Below are 23,624 nucleotides of genomic sequence, written 5' to 3' on the forward strand. Positions count from 1 at the left end.
GCCGCGCGCGGCGCCGGCAAAGCGGCGGAACAGGAGCAGGTTCACGTCCACGGCGGCGCGCTCCTGCAGCACCAGGCAGGCGGGCGGCACGCCCTCGCTCGCATAGACCTTGAGCGCAAACCGCGCGAGGTCGCTCGATCCGGGTCCGCTCTGGTCCATGGCGATCATCTCCCCTGCCGGCGCTCGGCTGCGCGAAGCGCCGAGCGCCCTCGCTCACCCCGTCATGCCCCGGCTCGTCCGCGGCATCCATTCCGCCATTTGCCCCACGCCTCGGCGCCTCGGCACCGGACCACCCGCTTGGCCGCCGGGTGGATCCCCCGGACAAGCCGGGGGATGACCGCGCTCCCGGGATCGGCGCGTGCGCTAGGCGCGCAGCACCTTGCGGTCCACCTTGAGTAAGGTGGTGCGCGGCAGCGCCTCGATATAAGCGAAGCTGGCCGGCACCTTGTAGCCGCCGAGGGGCCGCACCTGATCGCGCAGCGCCTGCTCCAGCTCGGGCGAGGCCGCCTGCCCATCCTTCAGCACCACGAAGGCCTTGGGCTTCACGAGGCCGTCCGCGTCCTCGAACGAGACCACCGCCGCCTCCTTCACCGCCGGATGGCGCATGAGCGCGGCCTCGATCTCCAGCGGCGACACCCACAGGCCGGCGACCTTGAACACGTCGTTCTCGCGGCCGGCGAACCAGAAATAGCCGTCCTCGTCGAAGGTCAGGTTGTCGCCGCTGCGGGTCCAGCCGCCGACGAAGGTCTCGCGCGACTTCTCGTATTTGCGCCAGTAGAAGAAGCAGGCGGTCTTGCTCTTGATCCACGCCTCGCCCGGCACGTTGGGCTCGGTGATCTCGCGCCCATGCTCGTCCATGAGCTTGATCTCGTAGCCGAACACCGGCCGGCCCAGGCTGCCACGCTTGAAGTCCTTGGGCCGGTTGGCGATCCACTCGTAGGTCACTTCCGACGAGCCGATGGAATCGAGGATCTCGATGCCGAAGCGGGCATGGAACGCCTCGAACAGATGCGGCGGGATCTTCTCCGAGGCGCTGGCGACGAAGGCGAGCGCCGGCGGCTTCACGAAGTCGTCCTTGTCCTCGATGAAGTCGAGCAGGTTGCGCAGGATGGTGGGCACGGTGACGAGCTTGGTGACGCGCTGCCGCTCCAGGATGTCGAGCACCACGTCGGGCCGCGCCGGCTGGCGGGTGAGCACCGCGGTCGCGCCGTAATAGAGCGGGATCAGCACGCCCGGCCACAGGCCATGGGTGAAGTATTTCTTGGACGAGGCGAACACCACGTCGTCGCGCGCATACTCCCAGAACGGCCCGTGCCGCTCCGGCACCACGAGGAAATCGTGGGTCAGATGGGTGATGCCCTTGGCCGGCCCCGTGGTGCCGCCGGAATAGAACATGTAGCACACGTTCGGTTGGCGTGCCCGCGTGGTGCCGGCGAAAGGGGCCGGTCCTGCCGCAGCGCCGCGAACGCGCGCACCTGCCGCCCGCCGACCTTGCCGGCGATGCCGCCGGCCTCGCCGCGCACCAGGATGCACTCCAGCGAGGACGGCAGGCGCTCGGCGATCTCCTCCAGCTTGCCCAGCTGCTCGGCGTCGATGAACAGCGCTCGCGCCCCGGTGTCGATGAGGAAATAGAGCAGGTCCTTGGCCTTGTAGAGGTCCGACACCACCGCCGGAACGAGGCCGGCATGGATGGCGCCAAGCCACATGGCGACATATTCGGGGCTGTCGGTGCCGAACAGCAGCACCCGCTGCTCGGCCATCAGGCCGCAGTCGAGCAGGCCGCCCGCAGTGGCGCGCACCGTCTCATCAAGGGCGAGGTAGGTGATCTCCGCGCCGTCGATGACGAGCGCGGTCTTGGCGGCGGTCGCGGGGTCCGCGAGGTGCCGGCCGATCAACGTCGCGATCGGGTCGAGCCAGTCGGGCACCTCGGGGTCGCGGAACGCACGCCAGTCGTCGCAATAGAGGCGGTCCTTGGCGGACGCCGTCGGGTGGTCGAGCATCTTCTGTCTCCATCGGCGCCGTGCCGATGCCTTCGTCCAGGGGTGCGCCGGGCCGCCGCGGGGGCGCTCAGTCGCGGTTCGTCGGCGTGAGGGCGGACAGATCGAGGCTGGTGTCGGCCTCGGTCCAGCGCTTGACGATGCCGGCGTCGAAGCCGAACAGGTCGAGCGCCCGCCCGACGCTCTGGTTGATGATGTCGTCGATGGTCTTGGGCCGGTGGTAGAAGCCCGGCACCGGCGGCATGATGATCGCCCCGTTGCGCGTCGCCTGGTCCATCACCGCGATATGGCCGGCATGGAGCGGGGTCTCGCGGAACATGACGACGAGGCGGCGCCGCTCCTTCAGCACCACGTCGGCGGCGCGCGCGATCAGGTCGCCGGAATCGCAGTGGGCAATGGCCGAGAGCGTCTTCACCGAGCAGGGCGCCACCAGCATGCCCTCGGTGCGGAACGAGCCCGAGGCGATGGAGGCGCCGATGTCCTTGTAATTGTGCAGCACGTCGGCCAGCGCCTTGAGCTGGTCCCAGGTGACGTCCGTCTCCTCCATCAGCGTGCGCTGGGCGGAGGGCGAGACCACGAGATGGGTCTCCACGTCCGGGATTGCGCGCAGCACCTGCAGCGCGCGCACGCCGTAGATGGCGCCCGAGGCGCCCGACATGGCGATGATGAGACGCTTCATACTTCAACTCCCAAGCCGTGCGTCGCCGTCACGCGGACGGCGACCCGCCCCGCCGCACGCCCTTCGGGCCGCGGCGAGACGGGCGATGATGGGGCCCGCGCCACCCCGGGTGGCGGCGCGGACGGTGTCGTCAGAAGCCGTATTCCTTCCAGCGGCTGTTCACGAGGTCCCAGTCCTGCGGCTCGGGCATGACCGAGCGCGGATAGCGATCGCCCTGGTAGTTCGACTCCGGCTCGAAATCGAGGTTGATCGTCGCATCGATCAGCACGCGGCACCACTTGCCGGTGCCATACATGTTGGTGTCGCGGTACTTGAGACGGGTCGAGGGATCGAGCGCCGAGCCGAACGTGCCGGGGAAGAAGACGATGTCGTCCTCCGCCGCGTTCACGCGGTAGGCGAAGGCCCAGTCGAGCGCGCCGTAGTCGTGGATGTCGATGTCCTCGTCCACCGCCCAGATGTGCTTGTAGCGCAGGTGCGCGGCGTTCGAGCCCCAGATGGCGCAGGCCGCCTGCTTGGCCTGGCCGCGATAGGTCTGGCGCAGCTGGATGATGAGCGTGGTGCCGTTATTGGCCGGCGGGCAGTGCACGTCGGTCACCCCGGGCACGCCGGAGCGCTCGAGGATGTTCCAGGCGAGCGCGGCGCGCTGCACCGAGCTCATGATGGAGTTCTCGTTCAGCATCTTCGGCATGGTCCCTTCGAGGGTGCCGCGGAAGATGGGATTGTTGCGGTGGGTGATGGCCGTCACCCGCACCGTATGCTTCAGGCACTGGTCGCCGCCGAAATAGCCGGTGTACTCGCCGAACGGGCCTTCCATCTCGAAGGTGGAGGGATCGTTCGAGATCCAGCCCTCGATGACGATCTCGGCGCTGGCCGGCACCTTCAGAGGCACGGTCTCGCAGTCCACCAGCTCCACCGGCGCGCCGCGGATGGCGCCCATGACGTCGTATTCGGACACGTCGGGCGGAATGGGCGAGGAGGCGCAGAACGGCAGGCAGGGCTCCCAGCCATAGATGAAGGCCACCGGCATCTCCTTGCCCTGGCCGTTATACTTGGCGAAGTCCTGGCCCCAGTTCTGCGGCCGCCACAGGAGCACCGGCAGGGTGTTCTTCTGGCCGATCATGCCGCGATACATGCCGACATTCAGGCGGCCGGTCTCCGGATCGGCGGTCACCGTGCCCTGCATGGTGTTGATGTAGCGCCCGCCGTCGAGCCGGTGCCAGCGCGGCACGGGGAACTCGAACAGGTTGATGTCGTCGCCCTTCAGGATGTTCTCCTTCACCGGGCCGGTCGCCACCGTGACGGGGGGGACGCGGCTCGCATAGGCCTTGCGGGCGGCCTTCACGAGGTCGGTAATGGGCGCGTCCGGCGGCAGGCCGAACATCATGGCGACGCGCGAATATTTCGACAGGCCGCCGGTGAACAGCTGGGTGCAGCGGCCGTCCTTGTAGTCCTTGATGTTCTTGAACAGGAGAGCGGGTCCGTCACCGTTGCCGAAGGCCTTTCGGGTGACCGTTCCCAGCTCGCAATCCCAGTCCACCTCGCTGGTGATCTCCTTCAGCTCGCCGGCCTGGCGCAGGTGATCGATCCAGCCCCGCAAATCACCGAATTGCATCTTGCTACTCCCTTGGGACCATGCGCGTTTATGGTTCGCTGGTGCCGGCGCGCTCCCCGGCATCATGCATCCCGTGGCGGACCGGTGGCGGGCGTGACGTCAGCCGCGGACCCGCTTCCAGGGAACCAGGAGCTTCTCCATCTCGTCGGTGGCGAGCGACAGGGCGAAGCCGATGAGGGCGATGACGACGAGGCCGACATACATGGTCTCGACCGAGAGGATCTGCCACGCGTTCCAGATCATGAAGCCGATGCCGGAATCGGCGCCGATCATCTCGGCGATGGCGATCAGGATGAGCCCCATGCCGAGGCCGAGCTTCACCCCGGCGAGGATCGGCGGCAGGGCGCCGGGAACGGCGACGGTGCGGAACAGCTGCCAGCGGTCGGCGCGGAAGTTCTTCGCCACGTCCATATAGATGCGGTCGATGTTGGCGACGCCGGCCTGGGCGTTGATGAGCACCGGGTAGAACACGCCCATGGCCACCATGACGATCTTCGACGCCTCGCCGAGGCCGAAGATCAGCAGGATGAGCGGGAACACGGCGCTCTTCGGAATCGGATAGGTGGCCGACACCAGGGGATCGATGACGATGCGCACCGGGCGCGAGAGCCCGGCGGCGATGCCGAGCACCAGGGCCGGGATGCCGCCGACGATGAAGCCGGCGAGAAGCCGCCACAGGCTTGCCTGGAGGTTCACCCACAGCTCGCCCGAGGCCGAGAGCGCCCACATGCGCACCAGGATGGCGGAGGGCGCGGGGAAGAAGCGGGTGTCGATCCACCCGGCCTTGGCCGCCAGCTCCCACAGGAGGAACAGCGCCAAAGGCGAGCCGAAGGCCAGCAGGCGGTCGTTCAGCGCCGCGCGGTTCATGCCTCGCCCCCCTGTTCCTGGAGCTTGGCGGCCCGCACTTCCTCGCGCAGATATTCCCAGATGCGGAACACGAACGCGCCATAGGCCGGATCGCCGCGCAGGGCGACCACGTCGCGCGGCCGGCCGAAGGGGTTGTCGAGGATCACCTTGGCGCGCCCCGGATGGGCGGTCATCACCATGATGCGGTCGGAAAGCGTGACCGCCTCGTCCACCGAATGGGTGATGAACACCACGGTCTTCTTGGTGTCCTCCCAGATGCGCAGCAATTCCTGGTGCAGCAGCATCTTGTTCTGCTCGTCGAGGGCCGAGAACGGCTCGTCCATGAGCAGGATGTCGGGGTCGTTGGCGAACGCGCGGCAGATCGAGACGCGCTGACGCATGCCGCCGGACAGCTGATGCGGATAGCGGTCGCGGAAGCGCCACAGGCCGGTGGTCTCCAATAGCGGGCGCACCCGCTCGGCGATCTCCGCTTTGGGCCGCCGGCGCATGGCGAGGCCGTAGGCGGCGTTGTCGTAGACGCTCATCCAGGGAAAGATGCTGTCGCCCTGGAACACCATGGAATTGGTGGGCCGCCCCGCGTCGTTCGGCGAGATGGCGATGGCGCCCGAGGTTGGCGCCTCCAGCCCAGCGAGGATGCGCAGCAGCGTGGTCTTGCCGCAGCCGCTCGGGCCGACGATGACGAAGAACTCGCCCGGCGCGATGTCGACGCTGATGCCGTCGACCGCCGTGAAGCCGCCGAAGCGCTTCACCAGCTGGTCGACGCGGATTTTCGGCGGCGGCATCTCCACGTCCAGCGACATGGCGACCCGCAGTTCGGCAGCGCGCATGGGCTCGCCTCCCTCGGCCGGGGCCGGCGTCAGGTGCGCTGGCCCTTATAGGGGCCGATCTGCTTGAGGGCCGCCTCGACGAACGAGCCGTCGATCACCGATTCCACGTTGGGATCGAAGTCGAGGAAGCCCTGCTCGCGGTAGAAGGCGGCGTCCTTCTTCAGGCTCGCGACGTTGACGCCGCCATTGGGATTGATGCCGGTGGGGACGATGCGGGAGAAGATGCCCTTGTCGTCCACCTTCATGTCCTCGCCGAGGATGCGCACCACCTCCGGGCCGTTGGGGCCGGCGAAGCGGCTGTCCTTCAGCGCGTCATTGTAGAAGTGCGCCGCCTTCACATAAGCGAGCATGAATCTGCGGCCGAGATCGGCCTTCTTGGTGATGAAGTCGTCGCCGTAGAGCAGCACGGCGATCTGCTGGTTGGGATAGAGTTCGTCGTTCCAGTAGCGCACCGCATAGCCGCGCTCGACCGCCATGGTGGCGCCGGGCTCGGGGAGGATGCAGCCGTCGATGGCCTTGTTGGCGAGCGCGGGGACGTGCTGGGGATAGCCCATATAGACGTGGCTCACGTCCTTGTAGGTGAGCCCGCCTTTCTGCAGCGCGGCGTTCAGCGTCGCGCCCGGCGAGCCGCCCGGCGCCGCCTCGGCGATCTTGAGGCCCTTGAGGTCGGCGAAGGACTTCACCTGGCCGCTGTCGATCAGATCCTTGCGCACCAGCAGAGGCATGTAGGCATAGCCGGGGGGCGAGGAGCCCTTGTCGGCGGTGATCTTGATGTTGATGCCACGCTTGACGGCGTTGAACAGGCCGGCCGAGGAGGCGCCCACGCCGATGTCGAGCTGGCCGGCGCCGAGGGGCGCGATGATCTTGGGGCCGCCGTCGAAGGTGACGAACTCGATGGCGATGCCCTGGTCTTTGAAATAGCCCTTTTCGTCGGCGATGAAGAACACCGCATCCGACACCACGCCGCCGGCGCGGCCCACCTTGATGGTGGTCAGGCCCTGCGCCGCGGCGGGGCTGAGGATGGCCGGTGCGGCGAGCGCCCCGACCCCTGCGGCAGCCATGGTCTTGAGATAGTGGCGGCGTGAGATGGTGCTGAGCTGGGCCATCCGACATTCCTCCCGTGCGGCGTCTGTCGCGCCTTGCAGGGTGCTCCCTGCGATTGCGCGATAAGCTTCCACTCTCAAATTTGGTAGTCAAGTGCCGAAATGCGTATATTTGAATTCGACCCGCGTGCCGGCGGCAGCTGCGATCAGCCGGATGGGCCGTGAGAGGGCTCGGCATCGGGCAGCGCCCGGCGCGCTTCGGCCGCGAGAGATGGCACCAGTGACTGGATCGTGATCGTGCCCAGAGCGGCCTCGGCGAGAGAGCTTGCCTCGGCGATCCGCTAAGCTACCGCGTGCGCCGCGGCGTTGCAGTCGGGAAGGGGCCGGCGCCGCGGGCCCCGAAAAACAGGCGGCGCCCCTGCGGCAGGACGGCGCGGCCGTCAGCCGGCGTCGGTCAGATTGCGCCGCGTCTCGGCGGCCGCCGCTCCGCCGGTGCGGGCCTCGGCGCGGCGGGCGTTGTTGATGATGGTCTGGATGGTCACCGAGCGCAAAGTGGCGGAGGTGATGCGGTCGATCTCGCCCAGGACGCGGGCCACCTCGCTCGCCACCGGCGTGTCGGCGCCCTGCCCGTCGGCCGGCGCGTCCTCCTCGAACAAGGCGATGATGTCGTGCAGCGTCAGGCGGTTGGCGTTGCCGATGAAGGTGCATCCTCCGGCCGGCCCGCGGGTGGAGGAGACGATGCGGGCGCGCGACAGGGTGCGCAGCACCTTTGCGAGGTGGTGCTGCGAGATGCGGTATTTTGCAGCCAGCTCGCTGGCCGCGATCTGCTCGCCGGGACGCGAGGCCAGCTCGACGATGGACCAGATGGCATAGCGGGTCGCCTGGTGCAGCTTCATGGCTCAGCTGTCGCTCGGCCCGGCCGTGATGCCCATCTCAAGCTCGATGAACGGCCCGGCGGTCATGCCGTGGCTGCGGAAGAACGAGATCAGGAGATGGTCGTCGATATGCAGCATGGTGCGCATGGTCTGGACGCCGAGGCGCCGGAAACGCGCCTGCAAGGCGTTGAAGAGCAGGGTTCCGATCCCGGCGAGCCGCACGTCCTTGCGCACGCCGATGGCGAACAGCCAGCCGCAGGGGGGCGAGCCGAACTCCCAGGCGCGCACCTCGCCGACCACATAGCCGACCACCGCGCCGTCATGGCGCGCGACCATGAAGGTGCGCTGTGCGCCGGTCATCACCGGGGCGTAATAACCGTACCAGATTTCCGGCTTCTGGATGCCGGTCAGGTCGGAGTCGATGGCGATGATGGCGGGCAGGTCGTCGAACTGCGCCTCCTCGATCGCGACCTTCTCCTCCAGCGTGCGCAGGAGATTCGCTTCGATCATGGATGTCCCATAAACCTTTCGCGCGGCGACGGCGAGCCCGCGTTCCGTAGCATATTCGTATTATGATACGAAATTACTTTACACAATCTCCTTCGCCATGTTACCCGCGGGTTTCAGTTGCCGTCCCGGAGGTTTGCATTGTCCGCCCCAGCCATTCGCAGCGCGCAGGCTGAAGCGCCGTCCCGCCCGCCCCGCGCGAAAGACCGGTCGGCCTCCTCCCCCCTCGGCCAGCCGATCCCGCGCAAGGAGGACGAGGCGCTGCTGCGCGGCCGCGGGCGCTACGCCGACGACGTGCCCGCCCCGGCCGGCACGCTGCACGCGCACGTGGTCCGCTCTCCCATACCCCATGGCCTCATCCGCCGCATAGACGTCGCGCGCGCGCTCGCGCTGCCGGGCGTGCACGCGGTGCTCACCGGCGAAGACGTCGCCCGCCTCTCCGATCCCTTCCTGGTGGCGCTCAAGCAGCCGATCCCGCAATGGACGCTGGCGGTGGAGCGGGTGCGCTTCGTCGGCGAGCCGGTGGCGCTGGTGCTGGCCGAGGACCGCTATATCGCGGAGGACGCGGGCGAGCTGGTCGACATCGAATACGAGCCCCTGGCCGCCATCGTCGACCCGGAGGACGCGGTCGCGGAGGGCGCGCCGCTGGTGCATCCCGACTGCAAGTCCAACGAGGTCTCGCGCCGCGACTTCACCTATGGCGATCCGGACACCGCCTTCGCCGAGGCGGACAAGGTGGTGAAGCTGCGGGTGGACTATCCGCGCAACTCCTTCATGCCCATGGAATGCTTCGTCGTGGTGGCGCAGTTCCGCCCCTCCGACGGCAGCTATGACGTGTTGGCCAACTTCCAGGGCCCGTTCAGCGCCCATCCGGTGATGGCGCGCGCGCTGCGCGTGCCCGGCGCCAAGCTGCGCCTGCGCACCCCCGCCGATTCCGGCGGCTCGTTCGGCATCAAGCTCTCGGTGTTCCCGTTCGTGGTACTGATGGGCCTTGCCGCGCGCATCGCCGGACGGCCGGTGAAGTGGGTGGAGGACCGCTACGAGCACCTGCTCGCGGCCAGTTCCGGCCCCAACCGCATCACCCACATCGAGGCCGCGGTGAAGGCCGACGGGCGCATCACCGCCTTGCGCATGGACCAGATGGAGGACTACGGCGCCTTCCTGCGCGCGCCCATGCCCGGCCCGCTCTACCGCATGCACGGCGCCACCACCGGCGCCTACGACGTGCAGAACCTCCACGTGGTCAACCGCGTGGTGCTCACCAACAAGGCCCCCGCTGCGCTGATCCGCGGCTTCGGCGGCCCCCAGCTCTATCTCGGCCTGGAGCGCCTGGTGCAGCGCATCGCGCTGGCGCTCGACATGGACGTGCTGGACGTGATCCGCAAGAATCTCGTTCCCTCCGGCGCCTTCCCCTACCGGGCGGCGGCCGGCGCGCTCTACGATTCCGGCGACTATCCGCTGTGCGTGGACATCGCCACCGGCGAGGGGCGGCTGGACGACCTCAAGCGGCGGCGCGAGGCCGCCCGCGCCAGGGGCAAGTATTACGGCATCGGCTTCGCCGCCGTGGTCGAGCCCTCCATGTCGAATATGGGCTACCTCTCCACCATGATCCCGGCGAGCGCGCGCGAGCGCGCCGGGCCGAAGAACGGCGCGGTCTCGCTCGCCACGGTGAATGTCGACCCGCTCGGCACGGTCTCCGTCACCGCCGACCTCACGGTGCAGGGCCAGGGCCACGAGACCGTCATCTCGCAGATCGTGTGCGACCAGCTCGGCCTGAAGATGGACGACGTGGTGGTGAACCTGGAGATGGACACGGTGAAGGACCAGTGGTCCATCGCCGCCGGCACCTATTCCTGCCGCTTCTCTCCGGGCACCGCGGTGGCGGTGCACCACGCGGCCGGCGCCATCCGCGACAAGCTCGCCCGCATCGCCGCCAACCAGCTCAACGTGCTGCCCGAGGACATCGAGTTCGTCGACGGCATGATCCGCTCGAAGACCAACCCGGACAACGGCCTCGGCTTCGCACGCGTCGCCGGCACCGCCCACTGGTCGCCGGTGATGCTGCCGGACGGCATGGCCCCCGGCCTGCGCGAGACCGCCACCTGGGCGCCGCCGGAGCTGGAGCCGCCCTCCGGCGACGACCGCATCAACACCTCGCTGGCCTATGGCTTCGTGTTCGACATGTGCGGCGTCGAGATCGATCCCGACACCTGGGAAGTGCGGGTCGACCGCTACGTCTCCATGCACGACGCCGGCCGCCTGCTGAACCCGCTGATCGCCGAAGGCCAGATCCGCGGCGCCTTCGTGCAGGGCCTCGCCACGGCGCTCTACGAGGAATTCCGCTACGACGACAAGGGCGGCTTCCTCACCGGCACGCTCGCCGACTATCTCATCCCCACCGTCACCGAGGTGCCGGAGATCGAGCTCCTGCACATCGAGAGCCCGAGCCCGTTCACCGCGCTCGGCGCCAAGGGCCTCGCCGAGGGCAATTGCATGTCGACCCCGGTGTGCGTCGCCAATGCGGTGGCGGATGCGCTCGGCATCGAGAACGTGCCGCTGCCGGTCACGCCCATGCGGCTCCACGCCCTCATGGCCGGCCCCGAGAAGACCCCGCCGCGCCAGACGAAGGCGACCTCCACCGCCACGACCGCGGCCAAGCGCGAGGGCGCGCGCGAGCTGACCGGCGCGGGCGCCGTCACCATCGGCGCGCCGGTGGCCGAGGTGTGGCGCGCGCTGCTCGACCCGGAGAACCTGAAGGCCACCATCCCCGGCTGCCATGCGCTCGACGTGGTGGGAGAGAACGACTACCGCGCCGAGGTCTCGCTGGGCGTCGGGCCGGTGAAGGGCCGCTTCCGTGCCGAGGTGCGGCTGTCCGACCTCGACCCCGAGCGCTCGGCCGCCTGTCCGGCGGCATCACCGGGCCGCTGGGCGACGCCTCGGGCGCCGGCATGCTGCGCCTGGAACCCATCGAGGGCGGAACGCGCATCGCCTACGACTACGAGGTGGCCGTGGGTGGACGCGCCGCCGCCATCGGCGGACGCCTGCTGGACGGCGCCGCTGACCTCGTCATCCGCCAGTTCTTCGAGCGCTTCGCCGCCCGCCTCGGCGCCTCCTCCGGCGCGCCGTCCGCCTCCTGGTGGAGCCGCCTCACCTCTGCGTTCCGGAAGCCCCAATGAAGCCCCGTCCCTTCACCTATCTGCGCCCCGACACGGCGGCGGAGGCGGCCGAGGCCCTTTCCGAATGGAAGGAGGCCGCCCGCGTCATGGCCGGCGGCCAGACGCTGATCGCCATGCTCAACCTGCGCCTCGTGGACTGCGAGGCCATCGTCGACATCTCCCGCGTTCCGGAGCTGTCCGCCATCACCCGCACCAAGACCCACATCGAGGTCGGCGCGGCGGTGACGCAGAACACGCTGCTCTCGCGCCCCGAGCTGGCGCAGGAGGTGCCGCTCCTCGCCAAGGCACTGCCGTGGGTCGGACATTTCCAGACCCGCAACAAGGGCACGGTCTGCGGCTCCATCGCCCATGCCGACCCCTCGTCCGAACTGCCGCTCTCGCTGGCGCTGCTGGGCGGCGAGGTGGTGCTGCGCTCGAAGCGCGGCACCCGCGTGCTGAAGGCCGCCGAGTTCCAGCGCGGCCTGCTCTCCACCGCCCGCGAGGCGGATGAGCTGGTGACGGCGGTGCGCTTCCCGCTCGGCGCCAAGGGCGAGGGCACAGGCTTCCGCGAGGTGGCGCGGCGCCATGGCGACTTCGCCATCGTCTCGCTTGCCGCCCGGGCGCGCGCGGACGCCATCGACCTCGGCATCGGCGGCGTCGCCGACCGGCCGACGGTGCGCACCATCCCGCGCGCCGAACTCTCGCGCCTCGACGACATCGTCGATGCGCTGGCCGCCGAGCTGGGCGGCTTCGAGGACATCCACGCCACCGCGCGCTACCGGCGCGATCTGGTGCGCCGGCTCGCCCGGCCGGTGATCGATGAGGCCCTGTCATGCTCCGCATAGTCCCCGGCGAGCGCACGCTCGTGAAATTCGAGCTCGATGGCCGCCCGGTCTCCGGCTTCGTCGAGCCGCGCATGCTGCTGAGCGACTTCCTGCGCCAGGTGGCGGGCGCCACCGGCACCCATGTGGGCTGCGAGCACGGCGTGTGCGGCTGCTGCACGGTGCTGCTCGACGGCGCCGCCTCGCGCTCCTGCCTTACCCTGGCGGTGCAGGCGCACGGCCGCTCCGTGGGCACGGTGGAGGGCCTTGCCCCCGGCGAGGCCGCGCTCAACGCGCTCCAGGCCGCCTTCCGCAAGCACCACGCCTTGCAGTGCGGCTTCTGCACCCCCGGCATCCTCATGTCGTTCACCGACTTCCTGGCGCGCAATCCGGCGCCCACCGAGGACGAGGTCCGCGATACCCTGTCCGGCCACATCTGCCGCTGCACGGGCTATGCGCCCATCGTCGCCGCGGTGATGGAGGCCGCCCGCACCCTGCGCGGCGACGCCACGGAGACCGCCGCATGAGTGCCCCGACCATTGCGCCGACAAGCGCCCACACCAGTGCCAAGACCAGTGCGGACACCCACGCCTCGCCGGCGTTCGCGGAGATCGACCGCCCGTTCGCGCGCATCACCGAGGTGGCCGACGGCATCATCCGCTTCGACACGCCGGTGCCGTTCCGCGGCCTGCGCCAGGTCAATGTCTGGCTGATCCGCGACGGCGACGGCTGGACCCAGGTCGATTGCGGCTATGGCGAGCCGCGGGTGCAGGAGGCGCTGGAGGAGGCGTGGCGCACCGTGCTCGGCGGCAAGCCGGTAACGCGCCTGATCGTCACCCACTTCCACCCGGACCATTCCGGCAATTGCCGCTACATTTCCGAGCGCTGGAACGTGCGCCCGCACATGACCCAGCTCGAATGGATGTGCGCCAATCTCGCGGTGAAGGACAGTTTCACCGACGACATCGCCTCGCGCTCGCGCTTCTACGCCCGCAACGGTGCGGCGCCGGAGAAGGTGGCGCAGTTCGACGCCGAGGTGCTGCCCTATTCCGACGGCGTGCAGCTGCCGGAGGCCGCCCGGCGCATTGCCGACCGCGGCACGCTCCAGATCGGCGGCGACGACTGGCACATCCTCACCGGCGGCGGCCACTCGCCGGACCTCGCCGGCCTCTATTGCCCCAAGCGCAAGGTCTACATCTCCGGCGACCAGCTGCTGCCGAAGATCACCACCAATGTCAGCGTCTGGCAGGTGGAGCCGGAGGCCGACCCGCTGGGCGAGTTCATGGCCTCGCTCGGGCGCATGGAGGAGCGCGTCGGCGCCGACTTCCTGGTGCTGCCCTCCCACGGGCGACCCGTTCCCGAGGCCCGACGACCGCATCGCCGTGCTGCGCGAGCACCACCACGCCCGCCTCGACACGGTGCGCGCGGCGATCCGCGCCCACGGCGGCACGGCCTCGGCCGGCGACTGCCTCGCCGCCATGTTCTCGCGCCCGCTGGACGGCCACCAGCTCGGCTTCGCCATGGGCGAGGCCATCGCCCACCTCAATCATCTCGTCGAGCTCGGCGAGGCCGAGCGCCGCGTGGGCAATGACGGCATCACCCGCTTCCACCTTTTCGACCGCTAACCGTCGGGCAACGCCCTTTCAGGAGAAACCGTCATGAGCGACATCAAGCGCGAGGTCGTCACCATCTTCGGCAAGAACGTGGTGCTCGCCCACAAGGACAGCCCGATCGCCAATGAGGGCGTGCTGGAGAATGCGGACATCTTCCGCATGTTCAACATCTTCTCCGAGCACTTCCAGCCGTCCAACCGCAACAAGGCGGACGGCACGCCGCTGCGCCTCTACACCTCGGACAAGGTGAAGGTCGACCTCTCCAAGCGGTCGAAGGAAGACATGGGCTTCTGGCACCGCAACATCGACGCCCACGAGATCATCTTCTGCGTCAAGGGCTCGCTGAAGTGGGAGACCGAGATGGGCACCCGCATCATGAAGGAGGGCGACATGCTCTTCATCCCCAAGGGCATCGCCCACCGCTCCATGCTCGCGCCCGAGAGCGCGCCGGAGAACGTGCTGATCGAGCTGAAGATCTCCGACGACCTCACCTATGTGGGCGACAACAGCTGATGTGATGTCAGCTGCCGTCATGCCCCGGCTCGTCCGGGGCATCCACGGGGCCGCTGGCGCCTGCGCCGACACGAGGCGCCGGCCTCGCCGCAGGGTGGATCCCCCGGACAAGCCGGGGGATGACGGGAAACGGGATGCATTGCTCGAGGTAAAGAGGCCGAAATGCTTGTGAAGACCAAGAACGGGACCGAGCTGAACGTCGAGATCGACGGTCCCGAGGGCGCGCCGTGGGTGACCTTCTCCCACGCGCTCGCCAACAACCTGCACCTGTGGGACGACGTGGCGGCGAGCCTCAAGGACCGCTACCGCGTGCTGCGCTACGACCAGCGCGGCCACGGTGACAGCCCGGCGGTGCCCGGCCCCTACACCTTCCCGGAGCTTGAGGCCGACGCCATCGGCCTGCTCGACGCGCTCGGCATCGAGAAGACCCATTGGGTTGGGCTCTCCATCGGCGGCATGCTGGGCTACGGCCTCGCCATGAACCATCCGGACCGGATCATCAGCCTGATCGCCTGCGACTCGCGCCCGGATGCGCCGCCGGACTATGCCGCCTATTTCCAGCACCGCATCGACCTCGCCGCCGAGGGCGGCATGGAAGCGGTGGTGGAGCCCTCCATCGAGCGCTGGTTCACGCCCGAGACGCGGGCCAAGAACCCGCCGGAGCTGGACAAGGTGCGCGCCATGATCCGCAAGGCGACCCCGGTCGGCCATGCCGGCTGCTGCGAGGCGCTGAAGACGCTGTCCTACGGCCCGCGCCTCCACGAGATCCGCGTGCCGGTGCTGATCCTCGGCGCGCCCGCGACAAGGGCGCCCCGCCGGAAAATCCTCGCCGAGCGGCCGCCAAGATCCCCGGCGCCGAGCATGCGGTGATCCCCGACGCCGGCCACATCACCCCGGCGGAGAACCCGCCCGCCTTCATCGCCACCGTGAAGGACTATCTCGCCCGTCATTGAGGGCGGAGGCAACGCCTGGAGCCATTCCCTCTCCCGCACGCGGGAGAGGGGGTTGAGGCCGCGCCCGGCCGGAAACGCACTTCAAGCACCCCGAAGGACACGCCATGACGACCCAAGAGCCGTTCACCCTCACCATGAGCGACGGGGCCGAGGTGGTGGGGCGCCGCGTCGGCAACCCGGACGGCGTGCGGCTGCTCATCACCCACGGCAACGGCTTCGCCATCGACGGCTACCGGGTGTTCTTCGAGCCGCTGCTCGCGGATTTCGACGTGTTCCTCTATGACATGCGCAACCACGGCCAGAGCCCGGTGGGCCGCCGCTCGGCGCACCACTACCAGCGCCTGGCGCTGGACGTGGGCGAGATCCGCGCCGAGATCGTGCGCCGCTACGGGCACAAGACCACGGTGGGCGTGTTCCACTCCTTCTCCTCCCGCGCCGCCATGAAGCATGCGGTGGAACAGGGCTGGGTGTGGGACGCACTGGTGCTGTTCGACCCGCCGAGCGTGCCGCCGGTCGGCCATCCGCTGTTCGAGCCCATGCGCCAGTTCGAGGTGAAGCTGGTGCAGTGGGCCATGGAGCGGCCGGAGACCTATGGCACCGTCGAGGAGCTGATCGCCAGCTTCCGCGAGGGCCGGGCCCAGGCGCGCTGGGCGGACGCCGCGCGCGTCGACATGGCGCACGCCACGCTCCGGCCGGACGGCAAGGGCGGCTTCGAGACGGTGCTGCCGCGCGAGCTGGAGGCGGCGATCTATCTCCAGGCGCTCACCCTCGATCTGTGGCCCATGGCCAGCGAGTTCCGCGGCCCCACCAAGCTGATCGCCGCCGACCCCGACATGAAGGGCACGCCGCCCACCGCCTTCTCGAACCGCGCGCTCGGCATCGAGAACGGCTTCGACTGGGCCCCCGTCGCCGGCGGCGGCCACCTGCTGCAGATCGAGCAGCCGGAGACCTCGCGCGCCATCATGCTCGCCTTCCTGAAGGACAAGGGCATCATCGGCTGATCCGGCCCGGCGCGGAGCCGGACCGGACGGCGGCGGCCTCAGGCGAGGCCGCAGGCGCGGCGCGGCCTGCTCCAGCGTGCCGAGGGAGACGAAGCCCTGGCCGGCATCCACCTGCAGGTCCACCGCGCCGTAGGCGAAGGCGCGCACCTCGGTGGACTTCCACAGCATGAAGCTGAGCGGCAGAGCGAGGCTGACCACCAGATAGGCGCCGATCATCAGCACGAAGGCCAGCATCAGCCGGTCATCCCGCCCGGTCTTGGGGCGGATCAGGGGGGCAGAAGGAGCGCCGAGGGCGACGTCAGCCATGGACGGCACCCGCAGCCGCAGCGTGGGGACGCAGCGCGTCGTAGACCCTCAGGCGCTCGGTGGGCAGCACCACGTCGAGGCGGCGGCCCGGCACGATCTGCAGCGCCCGGGCGACGGTCTGGGACAGCTGCGCCACCAGCGGCTTCGCCGGAAAGGCCGGGTGCAGCAGGCTGGCGCGGATGTGGGAGCCGAGGAATTCCACCGCCGCCACCTCAACGGCGACGCGGTTCACGTGCTCCCATTCCGCGTGGGCGTCGGCACCGAGGATGCGCACGTCCTCCGGCCGGATCGCCACCACCACGCGCTCGCCAGAGGTCGCCGGACGCGCCTGTCGGCGCAGCACCAAGGTGAGGTCGCCGACCATCACCTCGTCCGGATTGAGCATCACGCCCTCGACGAAGTTCATGGCGCCGATGAAGTCGGCCACGAACTGGCTCGCCGGGGCATCGTAGATGTCCTGCGGCGTGCCCACCTGCTCGACGACGCCCATGTTCATGACGACGATGCGGTCGGCGATGGAGAGCGCCTCGTCCTGGTCGTGCGTGACCATGACGGTGGTGACGCCGAGCCGCGCCTGCAGCTGCTTCAGCTCCGCGCGCAGGTGGATGCGCACCTTGGCGTCGAGCGCGGAGAGCGGCTCGTCCAGCAGGATCAGGCCCGGGCTCGGCGCCAGCGCGCGGGCGAGCGCGACGCGCTGCTGCTGGCCGCCGGAGATCTGCGAGGGATATTTGTGGCCGTGCGCGGCGAGGTCGATGAGATGCAGCAACTCGTCCACCCGCGCGGCGACGGCGGGGCGGCGCATGCCGCGGTTCTCCAGGCCGAAGGCGATGTTCTGGCGCACCGTCATGTTCGGGAACAGCGCGTAGGACTGGAACACGATGCCGAAGTCGCGCTCCTCCGGCGGCAGCGCCGAGATGTCCCGGCCGGCTTGGTGGATGGTGCCGGAATTCTGGATGTCGAGGCCGGCAATGGCGCGCAGCAGCGTGGTCTTGCCGCAGCCCGACGGTCCGAGGAAGCACACGAACTCGCCCTCGCGCACGTCGAGGGACACGTTCTTGAGCGCTGTGAAGTCGCCGAAGCGCTTGGAGACGTCGGTGACCGTCAGATAGGGCGGGCGCGGCGCCGAGGCGGCGAGGCCGCGGGCGATGGCGTCGCCCGGATCGGCGCCGGCGGAGCCCGGCAGATGCGGCGAGAGACCCGAAAGGTCCACGGTATGCTGGCTCATGGCTGCCTCCTGCGCGTCCCGAGGCTGCGACGCCGCCGCTGAGCGGGCGGGCGTCGCCGCCCGCCGACGGAGCGGGACCTGACCCGGGGCACGCCCAGGTCCAGCCCCTCTCCGGTCCCGTCGTCGGTCCCCGTTCAGCCCTTCTTGGGCTCGGACTTGGCGTCGTAGCGGCGCTGCCACTCCTGGAGGATGGCGGCGCGGTTGGCGGCGGCCCAGTCGAACTTGTTGTCGATGAGCTTGGTCTTCAGGTCCGCCGGCAGGTTCTTGATCGGCTCCTCGAACGCCGCATTGCCGAGGATGGCGTAGTTCTTGGCGTAGATCTTCATCGCCTCGTCGGAGACCGCCCAGTCCATCAGCTTCTTGGCGTCCGCCTCATTGTCGGTGCCCTTGATGATGGCCGACGCTTCCATGTCCCAGCCGATGCCTTCCGACGGGATCACCGCCACCAGCGGCGCACCCTGGTTGATGAGGCGGGCGGCGCGGAACTCGAAGGAGATGCCGATGGGATACTCGCCGGAGGCGGCGAGCGAGCACGGCTTGGAGCCGGAATGGGTGTAGGTGGCGACGTTCTTGTCGAGGGCGTCCATATAGGCCCAGCCCTTCTCCTCGCCGAAGATCTGCAGCCAGCTCGACACGTCGAGGAAGCCGGTGCCCGAGGAGGCCGGGTTCGGCATCACGATCAGGCCCTTGTATTCCGGCTTGGTGAGATCGGCCCAGCTGGTCGGGATCGGCAGCTTGCGCTTCTCCATCTCGACCGTGTTGACGCACAGCGCGGCGGCCCAGGCATTGGTGCCGACCCAGGCCGGCGGAGTGTTCTTGTCGAGGAAGCGGGCCTCGATCTTCTTCACGCCTTCCGGCGCGTAAGGCTGGAGCATGCCTTCGGCGTCGAGCAGCAGCAGCGAGGTCGCGGCCGTGCCGAGCACCACGTCGGCCTGCGGGTTGTTCTTCTCGGCCAGCAGCTTGGCGGTGATGATGCCGGTGGAATCGCGCACCCAGCGGATGGTCGTGCCGGGATACTTCTCCTCGAAGGACTTCTTGTAGACCGGCAGGATGTCGGCCTCGAGGGCGGTGTAGACCGTGATCTCGCCGGCGGTGGCGGCGCCAGCCAGGCCGAGGAAGGCCGCGGCGGCGGCCAGGATCGTCGTGCGCGTCATTGTTACCCCCGTATTGGGTTGGCCCGGTTCGGGCGAGCGCGCCCCCTGGATCGGCACCCGATGCCCGGCGCCGGAAGCGACGGTTGTATCAATGTGCGGAGACGCTCCCCTTCGGCGCTTCTAGCACTGCCCAGGCGACGTTCGTGTGACGGGTTGAAGACGCGGGCCACGGCCCGTCATGGGAGAATTAACCCTGTGAGAACAGAGATTTGAACACCACCCGCCGCCCCATGTGAGCCTGCCGCGGACGTCGCGCCGAAGCCGGTGCGCCCGCCGGTCCGCGCGGACGCTGGCGGTCGCCGCATCGACGGGCTATCAAGGAGCCAGCAAAGCAACAGCAAGATGAAAGGGAGGGCCGATGACGCCTCAGGCTCGGTCGAACGCCACCGCCATCCACGCCACCAATCGCAAGGCCTGGACAACGGAGGAGGCCCTGGCCCTCTACAACGCCCCGTTCAACGACCTGCTGTTCCGCGCCCAGAACGTGCACCGCGCCAACTTCGATCCCAACGAAGTGCAGATGAGCCGCCTCATCTCCATCAAGACCGGCGGCTGCGCGGAGGATTGCGGCTATTGCAGCCAGTCCGCCCATCACGGCACGGACCTCAAGGCCTCCAAGCTCATGGAGGTACAGCGCGTCGTCGGCGAGGCGCAGAAGGCGAAGGATGCGGGCGCCACGCGCTATTGCATGGGCGCCGCCTGGCGCTCGCCCAAGGAGCGCGACATGGACACGCTGGTGGCCATGGTGGAGGGCGTGCGCGCGCTCGGCATGGAGACCTGCATGACGCTCGGCATGCTGGAGCCGGGCCAGGCGCACCGGCTCGCGCAGGCCGGCCTCGACTACTACAACCACAACATCGACACCTCGGAAGCGCACTATTCCAAGGTCATCTCCACCCGCACCTTCGCCGACCGGCTCGAAACGCTGGCCAATGTGCGCGACGCCGGCATCAAGGTGTGCTGCGGCGGCATCCTCGGCATGGGCGAGACCGCGCGCGACCGGGTCGACATGCTGGTGACGCTGGCGAACCTCGACACGCCGCCGGAGAGCGTGCCGATCAACCAGCTCATGCCCATTCCCGGCACGCCGCTGGCCGGCGCCGATCCGGTGTCGTCCATCGATTTCGTGCGCACCATCGCGCTCGCCCGCATCCTCATGCCGGCTTCGCACGTGCGCCTCTCCGCCGGCCGCACCCAGATGAGCGACGAGATGCAGGCCTTGTGTTTCTTCGCCGGCGCCAATTCCATCTTCGTGGGCGACACGTTGCTCACCGCCGAAAATCCCGGCGAGGACAAGGACATGGCCTTGTTCGCCACGCTCGGCCTCCGGCCCCAGGAGGTGGAGGTGCGCCTCGAGGACGAGCCCGGCGCGCGGGTGGACGCGGCATGAGCGAGGCCGATCGCCTCGGCCGCTACGAGGCGATGCTGCGCGGTCTCGAACGGCGCCAGTCCCTGCGCCGGCTTTCCGGCCGAGCCGGCGTGGATTTCGCCTCCAACGATTATATCGGCCTCGCGTCCTCGCCGCGCCTCACGGCGGCCATCGCCGCCGCGCTGGAGGCGGGGGTGCCGGTGGGCGCCACCGGCTCGCGGCTTCTGCGCGGCAACGATCCCGCCCATGCGGCGCTGGAGGACGAGGCCGCGCGCTTCTTCGGCAGCGAGGCGGCCCTGTTCTTCTCCGGCGGCTACATGGCGAACCTCGCCGTGATCGGCACGCTGCCGCAGAAGGGCGACCTGCTGCTGATGGACGACCTGATCCATGCCAGCGCCCACGAGGGCGCCCGCGCCGCCGGGCGGAGCCGGTGCGTGTTCGCCCACAACGATGCCGGCGCGGCCGAGGACGCCATCCGCGCCTTCCGCGCCGCGGGCGGCACCGGCAAGGTGTGGATCGCCGCCGAAAGCCTCTACAGCATGGACGGCGACCGCGCCCCGCTCGCCGACCTCATGGCGCTCGCCGACCGCCATGACGGCTTCCTGCTGGTCGACGAGGCCCATGCCACCGGCGTCTACGGGCCGGACGGGCGCGGCCTCGCGCACCCGTTCGAGGGGCGCGAGAACGTGGTGGTGCTGCACACCTGCGGCAAGGCCATGGGCGGCTCCGGCGCGCTGGTGACGCTGCCGAAGGTGCTCGCCGACATCGTCGTCAACCGCTGCCGGCCCTTCATCTTCGCCACCGCGCCCTCGCCGCTGATGGCGGTGGCGGCGCAAGAGGCGCTCGCCATTCTGAAGGACGAGCCGGAGCGCCGGGAGCGCCTCGCCGCCCTGGTGGCCTCGCCGGCCGGCGGCTCGAGGAGACGTGCGGCCTCGCCCCCTCCGGCTCGCAGATCCTGCCGGTGATCGTCGGCGACAACGGCCGCGCCATGGCGCTGGCTGGCCTTCTCCAGCAGGCCGGCTACGACGTGCGCGGCGTGCGCCCGCCCACCGTGCCGCCCGGCACCGCGCGGCTGCGCATCTCGCTCACCCTGAATGCCGACGCGGCGGCGGTGGACGGTCTGTTCGACCGGCTGGGCGCCGCGCTGCGGGAGCAGGCGGCGTGAGCGAGGCCATCGTCGTCACCGGCACCGACACCGGCATCGGCAAGACCGTGTTCGCGGCCGGTCTCGCGGGCTTTCTCGACGGCTGCTACTGGAAGCCGGTGCAGGCCGGGCTCGCGGAGGAGACCGACAGCGAGACAGTGGCGCGCCTTTCCGGCCTCGCGCCGGAGCGCATCCTGCCCGAGGCGTGGCGCCTGGCGCTGCCCGCTTTCCCCGCACCTCGCGGCGGAGCAGGAGGGCGTCGCCATCGACCCCGCCGCGCTCATTCCGCCCGCCGCGCCGCGCCCGCTCGTCATCGAGGGCGCGGGCGGGCTGCTGGTGCCGCTGACGCGGCAGGTTCTGTTCGCCGACGTGTTCGCCCGCTGGGGCCTGCCGGCGGTGCTGTGCGCGCGCACCGCGCTCGGCACGATCAACCACACGCTACTCTCGCTGGAGGCCATGCGCGCGCGGGGCATCCCCGTTCTGGGCGTCGCCTTCATCGGCGAGGCGCACGAGGAGAACGCCCGCATCATCGGTGAGCTGGGGAAGGTCAAGGTGCTCGGCCGCCTGCCGCGGCTCGATCCGCTGACCCCCGACACGCTGGCGGCGGCATTCGCGAGCGCGTTCCGGCGCGCCGATTTCGCCGACGGGAGGGCTGCGGCGTGAGCTCCCCAGTCTGGCACCCCTTCACCCAGCACGCGCTCGCGGGCGCGATGATCCCGATCGCCCGCACGGAGGGCGCCCACCTCGTGGCCGACGACGGCCGGCGCATCCTCGACGGCATCTCCTCCTGGTGGGTGATCACCCACGGCCACCGTCATCCGGCCATCATGGCGGCGATCCGGGAGGCCGCGGAAAACCTCGACCAGATCATCTTCGCCGGCTTCACCCATGCTCCCGCCGAGCGGCTCGCGGCCGGCCTCCTGAAGGCGGTGCCGCCGGGCCTCACCCGCGTGTTCTATTCCGACAGCGGCTCCACCAGCGTGGAAGTGGCGCTGAAGATGGCGCTCGGCTTCTGGCGCAACAGCGGCGAAGCGCGCAGCCGCATCGTGGTGATGGAGGCGAGCTATCACGGCGACACCATCGGCACCATGTCGGTGGGCGAACGCGGCGTGTTCAATGCCGCCTATGCGCCGCTGCTGTTCGAGGTGGAACGCATTCCGTTTCCCACCCCGGGCCAGGAGGAGGCGACGCTCGCCGCGCTGGAGGCCGCCTGCGCCGAGGCGCCCGCCGCCTTCATCGTCGAGCCATTGGTTCTCGGCGCGGGCGGCATGCTCATGTACGGGCCGGACCTGCTGAAGGCCATGCATGCCGTCTGCGCCCGGCACGGAGTCCTGTTCATCGCCGATGAGGTAATGACCGGATGGGGCCGCACCGGAACGCGCTTCGCCTGCGGCCAGGCCGGCATCGTCCCGGACATCCTGTGCCTGTCGAAGGGCCTCACCGGCGGCGCGCTGCCGCTCGCCGTTACGCTCTGCAGGGAAGCGATCTTCCAGGCGCATTATTCGCACGACCGGACGAAGACCTTCTTCCATTCCTCGTCCTACACCGCCAACCCCATCGCCTGCGCCGCCGCTTGCGCGAACCTCCAGGTGTGGGACGACGAGCCGGTGGCGGCGCGCATCGCCGCGCTCTGCGCGCTGCAGGAGGAACTGATCGCGCCGTTCCGCGATGATCGGCGCTTTGAGAACGTGCGCCGCTGCGGCACCATCGCCGCGCTCGATCTCAAGGCGCGGGACGCGGGCTATCTCGCCGGCATCGGCCCGCTTCTCTACGATTTCTTCCTGGCGCGCGATCTGCTCATCCGCCCGCTCGGCAACACGATCTATCTCATGCCGCCGTATTGCGTGACCCGCGCCGACCTCGAGCCCGCTTACGCCGCCATCGCGCGGCGGCGGACGCGCTGGCCTGAGGCCGCCATGGCGCGATCGAGCCTCGTCGTCGCCTCGGCCTCCGATGCGCCCGC

The 23,624-nt window shown here is 69.5% G+C and carries 21 protein-coding genes and 4 pseudogenes; 13 read left to right on the forward strand and 12 right to left on the reverse strand.

All coding sequences use genetic code 11. The annotated features are described in order from the left end of the window. The 10 genes from AC2W7M_RS04390 to AC2W7M_RS04435 all read right to left on the reverse strand — a co-directional run. Positions 1–168, reverse strand: a 168-nt coding sequence (locus AC2W7M_RS04390; protein ID WP_486130386.1) for a DUF2390 domain-containing protein, incomplete at its 3' end; no start/stop codon positions are given. 195 nt (positions 169–363) lie between these two features. After that, positions 364–1,395 carry an AMP-binding protein gene (locus tag AC2W7M_RS04395; RefSeq protein ID WP_486130352.1) on the reverse strand — a complete coding sequence of 344 codons (1,032 nt, stop codon included), beginning with the start codon at positions 1,393–1,395 and terminating at the stop codon, positions 364–366. Next, positions 1,344–2,000 (reverse strand): AMP-binding protein, encoded by a 657-nt coding sequence (locus tag AC2W7M_RS04400; RefSeq protein WP_486130354.1) that lies wholly within the window; start codon positions 1,998–2,000, stop codon positions 1,344–1,346. Before AC2W7M_RS04400 ends, AC2W7M_RS04395 begins: the two co-directional genes overlap by 52 nt. A gap of 67 nt (positions 2,001–2,067) precedes the next feature. Further along, complete coding sequence (locus AC2W7M_RS04405; RefSeq protein ID WP_486130356.1) at positions 2,068–2,676, reverse strand: UbiX family flavin prenyltransferase; 609 nt, start codon at positions 2,674–2,676, stop codon at positions 2,068–2,070. Positions 2,677–2,806: 130 nt separating this feature from the next. After that, entirely contained in the window at positions 2,807–4,288 is a 1,482-nt protein-coding gene (locus AC2W7M_RS04410; RefSeq protein WP_486130358.1) for a UbiD family decarboxylase, read from the reverse strand. A gap of 99 nt (positions 4,289–4,387) precedes the next feature. Beyond that, positions 4,388–5,155 (reverse strand): ABC transporter permease, encoded by a 768-nt coding sequence (locus AC2W7M_RS04415; protein ID WP_486130360.1) that lies wholly within the window; start codon positions 5,153–5,155, stop codon positions 4,388–4,390. Next, entirely contained in the window at positions 5,152–5,982 is an 831-nt protein-coding gene (locus AC2W7M_RS04420) for an ABC transporter ATP-binding protein (protein ID WP_486130362.1), read from the reverse strand. The genes AC2W7M_RS04415 and AC2W7M_RS04420 overlap by 4 nt, the downstream gene beginning before the upstream one ends. Before the next feature lie 29 nt (positions 5,983–6,011). Then, positions 6,012–7,088: an ABC transporter substrate-binding protein gene (locus AC2W7M_RS04425; protein ID WP_486130364.1), complete on the reverse strand. Its 1,077-nt coding sequence runs from the start codon at positions 7,086–7,088 to the stop codon at positions 6,012–6,014. Positions 7,089–7,465: 377 nt separating this feature from the next. After that, positions 7,466–7,921, reverse strand: a complete 456-nt coding sequence (locus tag AC2W7M_RS04430; protein WP_486130366.1) for an Rrf2 family transcriptional regulator — start codon at positions 7,919–7,921, stop codon at positions 7,466–7,468. Positions 7,922–7,924: 3 nt separating this feature from the next. Beyond that, positions 7,925–8,410: a GNAT family N-acetyltransferase gene (locus tag AC2W7M_RS04435; RefSeq protein ID WP_486130368.1), complete on the reverse strand. Its 486-nt coding sequence runs from the start codon at positions 8,408–8,410 to the stop codon at positions 7,925–7,927. 324 nt (positions 8,411–8,734) lie between these two features. On the opposite strand from AC2W7M_RS04435, the pseudogene AC2W7M_RS04440 reads away from it, so the two are divergent. From AC2W7M_RS04440 to AC2W7M_RS04480, 9 genes and pseudogenes are all read left to right on the forward strand, one after another. Beyond that, a pseudogene (locus AC2W7M_RS04440) lies at positions 8,735–11,251 on the forward strand (molybdopterin cofactor-binding domain-containing protein); the annotation flags it as partial. A gap of 104 nt (positions 11,252–11,355) precedes the next feature. Further along, positions 11,356–11,583: an SRPBCC domain-containing protein gene (locus AC2W7M_RS04445; RefSeq protein ID WP_486130388.1), complete on the forward strand. Its 228-nt coding sequence runs from the start codon at positions 11,356–11,358 to the stop codon at positions 11,581–11,583. After that, complete coding sequence (locus AC2W7M_RS04450) at positions 11,580–12,407, forward strand: FAD binding domain-containing protein (protein WP_486130370.1); 828 nt, start codon at positions 11,580–11,582, stop codon at positions 12,405–12,407. Before AC2W7M_RS04445 ends, AC2W7M_RS04450 begins: the two co-directional genes overlap by 4 nt. Then, positions 12,395–12,910, forward strand: a complete 516-nt coding sequence (locus tag AC2W7M_RS04455; protein ID WP_486130372.1) for a (2Fe-2S)-binding protein — start codon at positions 12,395–12,397, stop codon at positions 12,908–12,910. The genes AC2W7M_RS04450 and AC2W7M_RS04455 overlap by 13 nt, the downstream gene beginning before the upstream one ends. Further along, positions 12,907–13,614: pseudogene (locus AC2W7M_RS04460) on the forward strand (MBL fold metallo-hydrolase); the annotation flags it as partial. The gene AC2W7M_RS04455 and the pseudogene AC2W7M_RS04460, both read left to right, overlap by 4 nt. A gap of 247 nt (positions 13,615–13,861) precedes the next feature. Further along, positions 13,862–14,008 (forward strand): hypothetical protein, encoded by a 147-nt coding sequence (locus tag AC2W7M_RS04465; protein ID WP_486130374.1) that lies wholly within the window; start codon positions 13,862–13,864, stop codon positions 14,006–14,008. 33 nt (positions 14,009–14,041) lie between these two features. Next, a complete protein-coding gene (locus tag AC2W7M_RS04470) occupies positions 14,042–14,509 on the forward strand; it encodes a cupin domain-containing protein (protein ID WP_121624240.1) in 468 nt (155 codons plus the stop codon). A gap of 162 nt (positions 14,510–14,671) precedes the next feature. Further along, positions 14,672–15,379: an alpha/beta fold hydrolase gene (locus AC2W7M_RS04475; protein ID WP_486130376.1), complete on the forward strand. Its 708-nt coding sequence runs from the start codon at positions 14,672–14,674 to the stop codon at positions 15,377–15,379. A 187-nt stretch (positions 15,380–15,566) separates the two neighbouring features. After that, positions 15,567–16,463: an alpha/beta fold hydrolase gene (locus AC2W7M_RS04480; protein ID WP_486130378.1), complete on the forward strand. Its 897-nt coding sequence runs from the start codon at positions 15,567–15,569 to the stop codon at positions 16,461–16,463. A 298-nt stretch (positions 16,464–16,761) separates the two neighbouring features. Here the strand turns inward: AC2W7M_RS04480 and AC2W7M_RS04485 are convergent, their stop codons facing one another. Both AC2W7M_RS04485 and AC2W7M_RS04490 read right to left on the reverse strand, forming a co-directional pair. Beyond that, complete coding sequence (locus tag AC2W7M_RS04485; protein WP_486130380.1) at positions 16,762–17,994, reverse strand: putative 2-aminoethylphosphonate ABC transporter ATP-binding protein; 1,233 nt, start codon at positions 17,992–17,994, stop codon at positions 16,762–16,764. A 134-nt stretch (positions 17,995–18,128) separates the two neighbouring features. Then, complete coding sequence (locus AC2W7M_RS04490; RefSeq protein WP_486130382.1) at positions 18,129–19,148, reverse strand: putative 2-aminoethylphosphonate ABC transporter substrate-binding protein; 1,020 nt, start codon at positions 19,146–19,148, stop codon at positions 18,129–18,131. A gap of 358 nt (positions 19,149–19,506) precedes the next feature. Between AC2W7M_RS04490 and bioB the strand changes: the two genes are divergently transcribed. From bioB to AC2W7M_RS04510, 4 genes and pseudogenes are all read left to right on the forward strand, one after another. Then, positions 19,507–20,538, forward strand: coding sequence for a biotin synthase BioB (gene bioB, locus AC2W7M_RS04495; protein ID WP_486130384.1), 1,032 nt, complete (start codon positions 19,507–19,509; stop codon positions 20,536–20,538). Beyond that, positions 20,535–21,682 (forward strand): annotated as a pseudogene (locus AC2W7M_RS04500) (8-amino-7-oxononanoate synthase). Before bioB ends, AC2W7M_RS04500 begins: the two are co-directional and overlap by 4 nt. After that, positions 21,679–22,324: pseudogene (gene bioD / locus AC2W7M_RS04505) on the forward strand (dethiobiotin synthase). Before AC2W7M_RS04500 ends, bioD begins: the two co-directional pseudogenes overlap by 4 nt. Before the next feature lie 47 nt (positions 22,325–22,371). Further along, positions 22,372–23,624, forward strand: a 1,253-nt coding sequence (locus tag AC2W7M_RS04510; RefSeq protein WP_486130389.1) for an adenosylmethionine--8-amino-7-oxononanoate transaminase, incomplete at its 3' end; no start/stop codon positions are given.

The organism is Xanthobacter sp. BG11Y11_SDJG (assembly GCF_057364445.1).

Coding starts and splice junctions, on each gene's coding strand:
- AC2W7M_RS04395 (WP_486130352.1), bottom strand. CDS start 1,395: ATGTTCTATTCCGGCGGCACCACGGGGCCGGCCAAGGGCATCACCCAT.
- AC2W7M_RS04400 (WP_486130354.1), bottom strand. CDS start 2,000: ATGCTCGACCACCCGACGGCGTCCGCCAAGGACCGCCTCTATTGCGAC.
- AC2W7M_RS04405 (WP_486130356.1), bottom strand. CDS start 2,676: ATGAAGCGTCTCATCATCGCCATGTCGGGCGCCTCGGGCGCCATCTAC.
- AC2W7M_RS04410 (WP_486130358.1), bottom strand. CDS start 4,288: ATGCAATTCGGTGATTTGCGGGGCTGGATCGATCACCTGCGCCAGGCC.
- AC2W7M_RS04415 (WP_486130360.1), bottom strand. CDS start 5,155: ATGAACCGCGCGGCGCTGAACGACCGCCTGCTGGCCTTCGGCTCGCCT.
- AC2W7M_RS04420 (WP_486130362.1), bottom strand. CDS start 5,982: ATGCGCGCTGCCGAACTGCGGGTCGCCATGTCGCTGGACGTGGAGATG.
- AC2W7M_RS04425 (WP_486130364.1), bottom strand. CDS start 7,088: ATGGCCCAGCTCAGCACCATCTCACGCCGCCACTATCTCAAGACCATG.
- AC2W7M_RS04430 (WP_486130366.1), bottom strand. CDS start 7,921: ATGAAGCTGCACCAGGCGACCCGCTATGCCATCTGGTCCATCGTCGAG.
- AC2W7M_RS04435 (WP_486130368.1), bottom strand. CDS start 8,410: ATGATCGAAGCGAATCTCCTGCGCACGCTGGAGGAGAAGGTCGCGATC.
- AC2W7M_RS04445 (WP_486130388.1), top strand. CDS start 11,356: ATGCTGCGCCTGGAACCCATCGAGGGCGGAACGCGCATCGCCTACGAC.
- AC2W7M_RS04450 (WP_486130370.1), top strand. CDS start 11,580: ATGAAGCCCCGTCCCTTCACCTATCTGCGCCCCGACACGGCGGCGGAG.
- AC2W7M_RS04455 (WP_486130372.1), top strand. CDS start 12,395: ATGCTCCGCATAGTCCCCGGCGAGCGCACGCTCGTGAAATTCGAGCTC.
- AC2W7M_RS04465 (WP_486130374.1), top strand. CDS start 13,862: ATGTTCTCGCGCCCGCTGGACGGCCACCAGCTCGGCTTCGCCATGGGC.
- AC2W7M_RS04470 (WP_121624240.1), top strand. CDS start 14,042: ATGAGCGACATCAAGCGCGAGGTCGTCACCATCTTCGGCAAGAACGTG.
- AC2W7M_RS04475 (WP_486130376.1), top strand. CDS start 14,672: ATGCTTGTGAAGACCAAGAACGGGACCGAGCTGAACGTCGAGATCGAC.
- AC2W7M_RS04480 (WP_486130378.1), top strand. CDS start 15,567: ATGACGACCCAAGAGCCGTTCACCCTCACCATGAGCGACGGGGCCGAG.
- AC2W7M_RS04485 (WP_486130380.1), bottom strand. CDS start 17,994: ATGAGCCAGCATACCGTGGACCTTTCGGGTCTCTCGCCGCATCTGCCG.
- AC2W7M_RS04490 (WP_486130382.1), bottom strand. CDS start 19,148: ATGACGCGCACGACGATCCTGGCCGCCGCCGCGGCCTTCCTCGGCCTG.
- bioB (WP_486130384.1), top strand. CDS start 19,507: ATGACGCCTCAGGCTCGGTCGAACGCCACCGCCATCCACGCCACCAAT.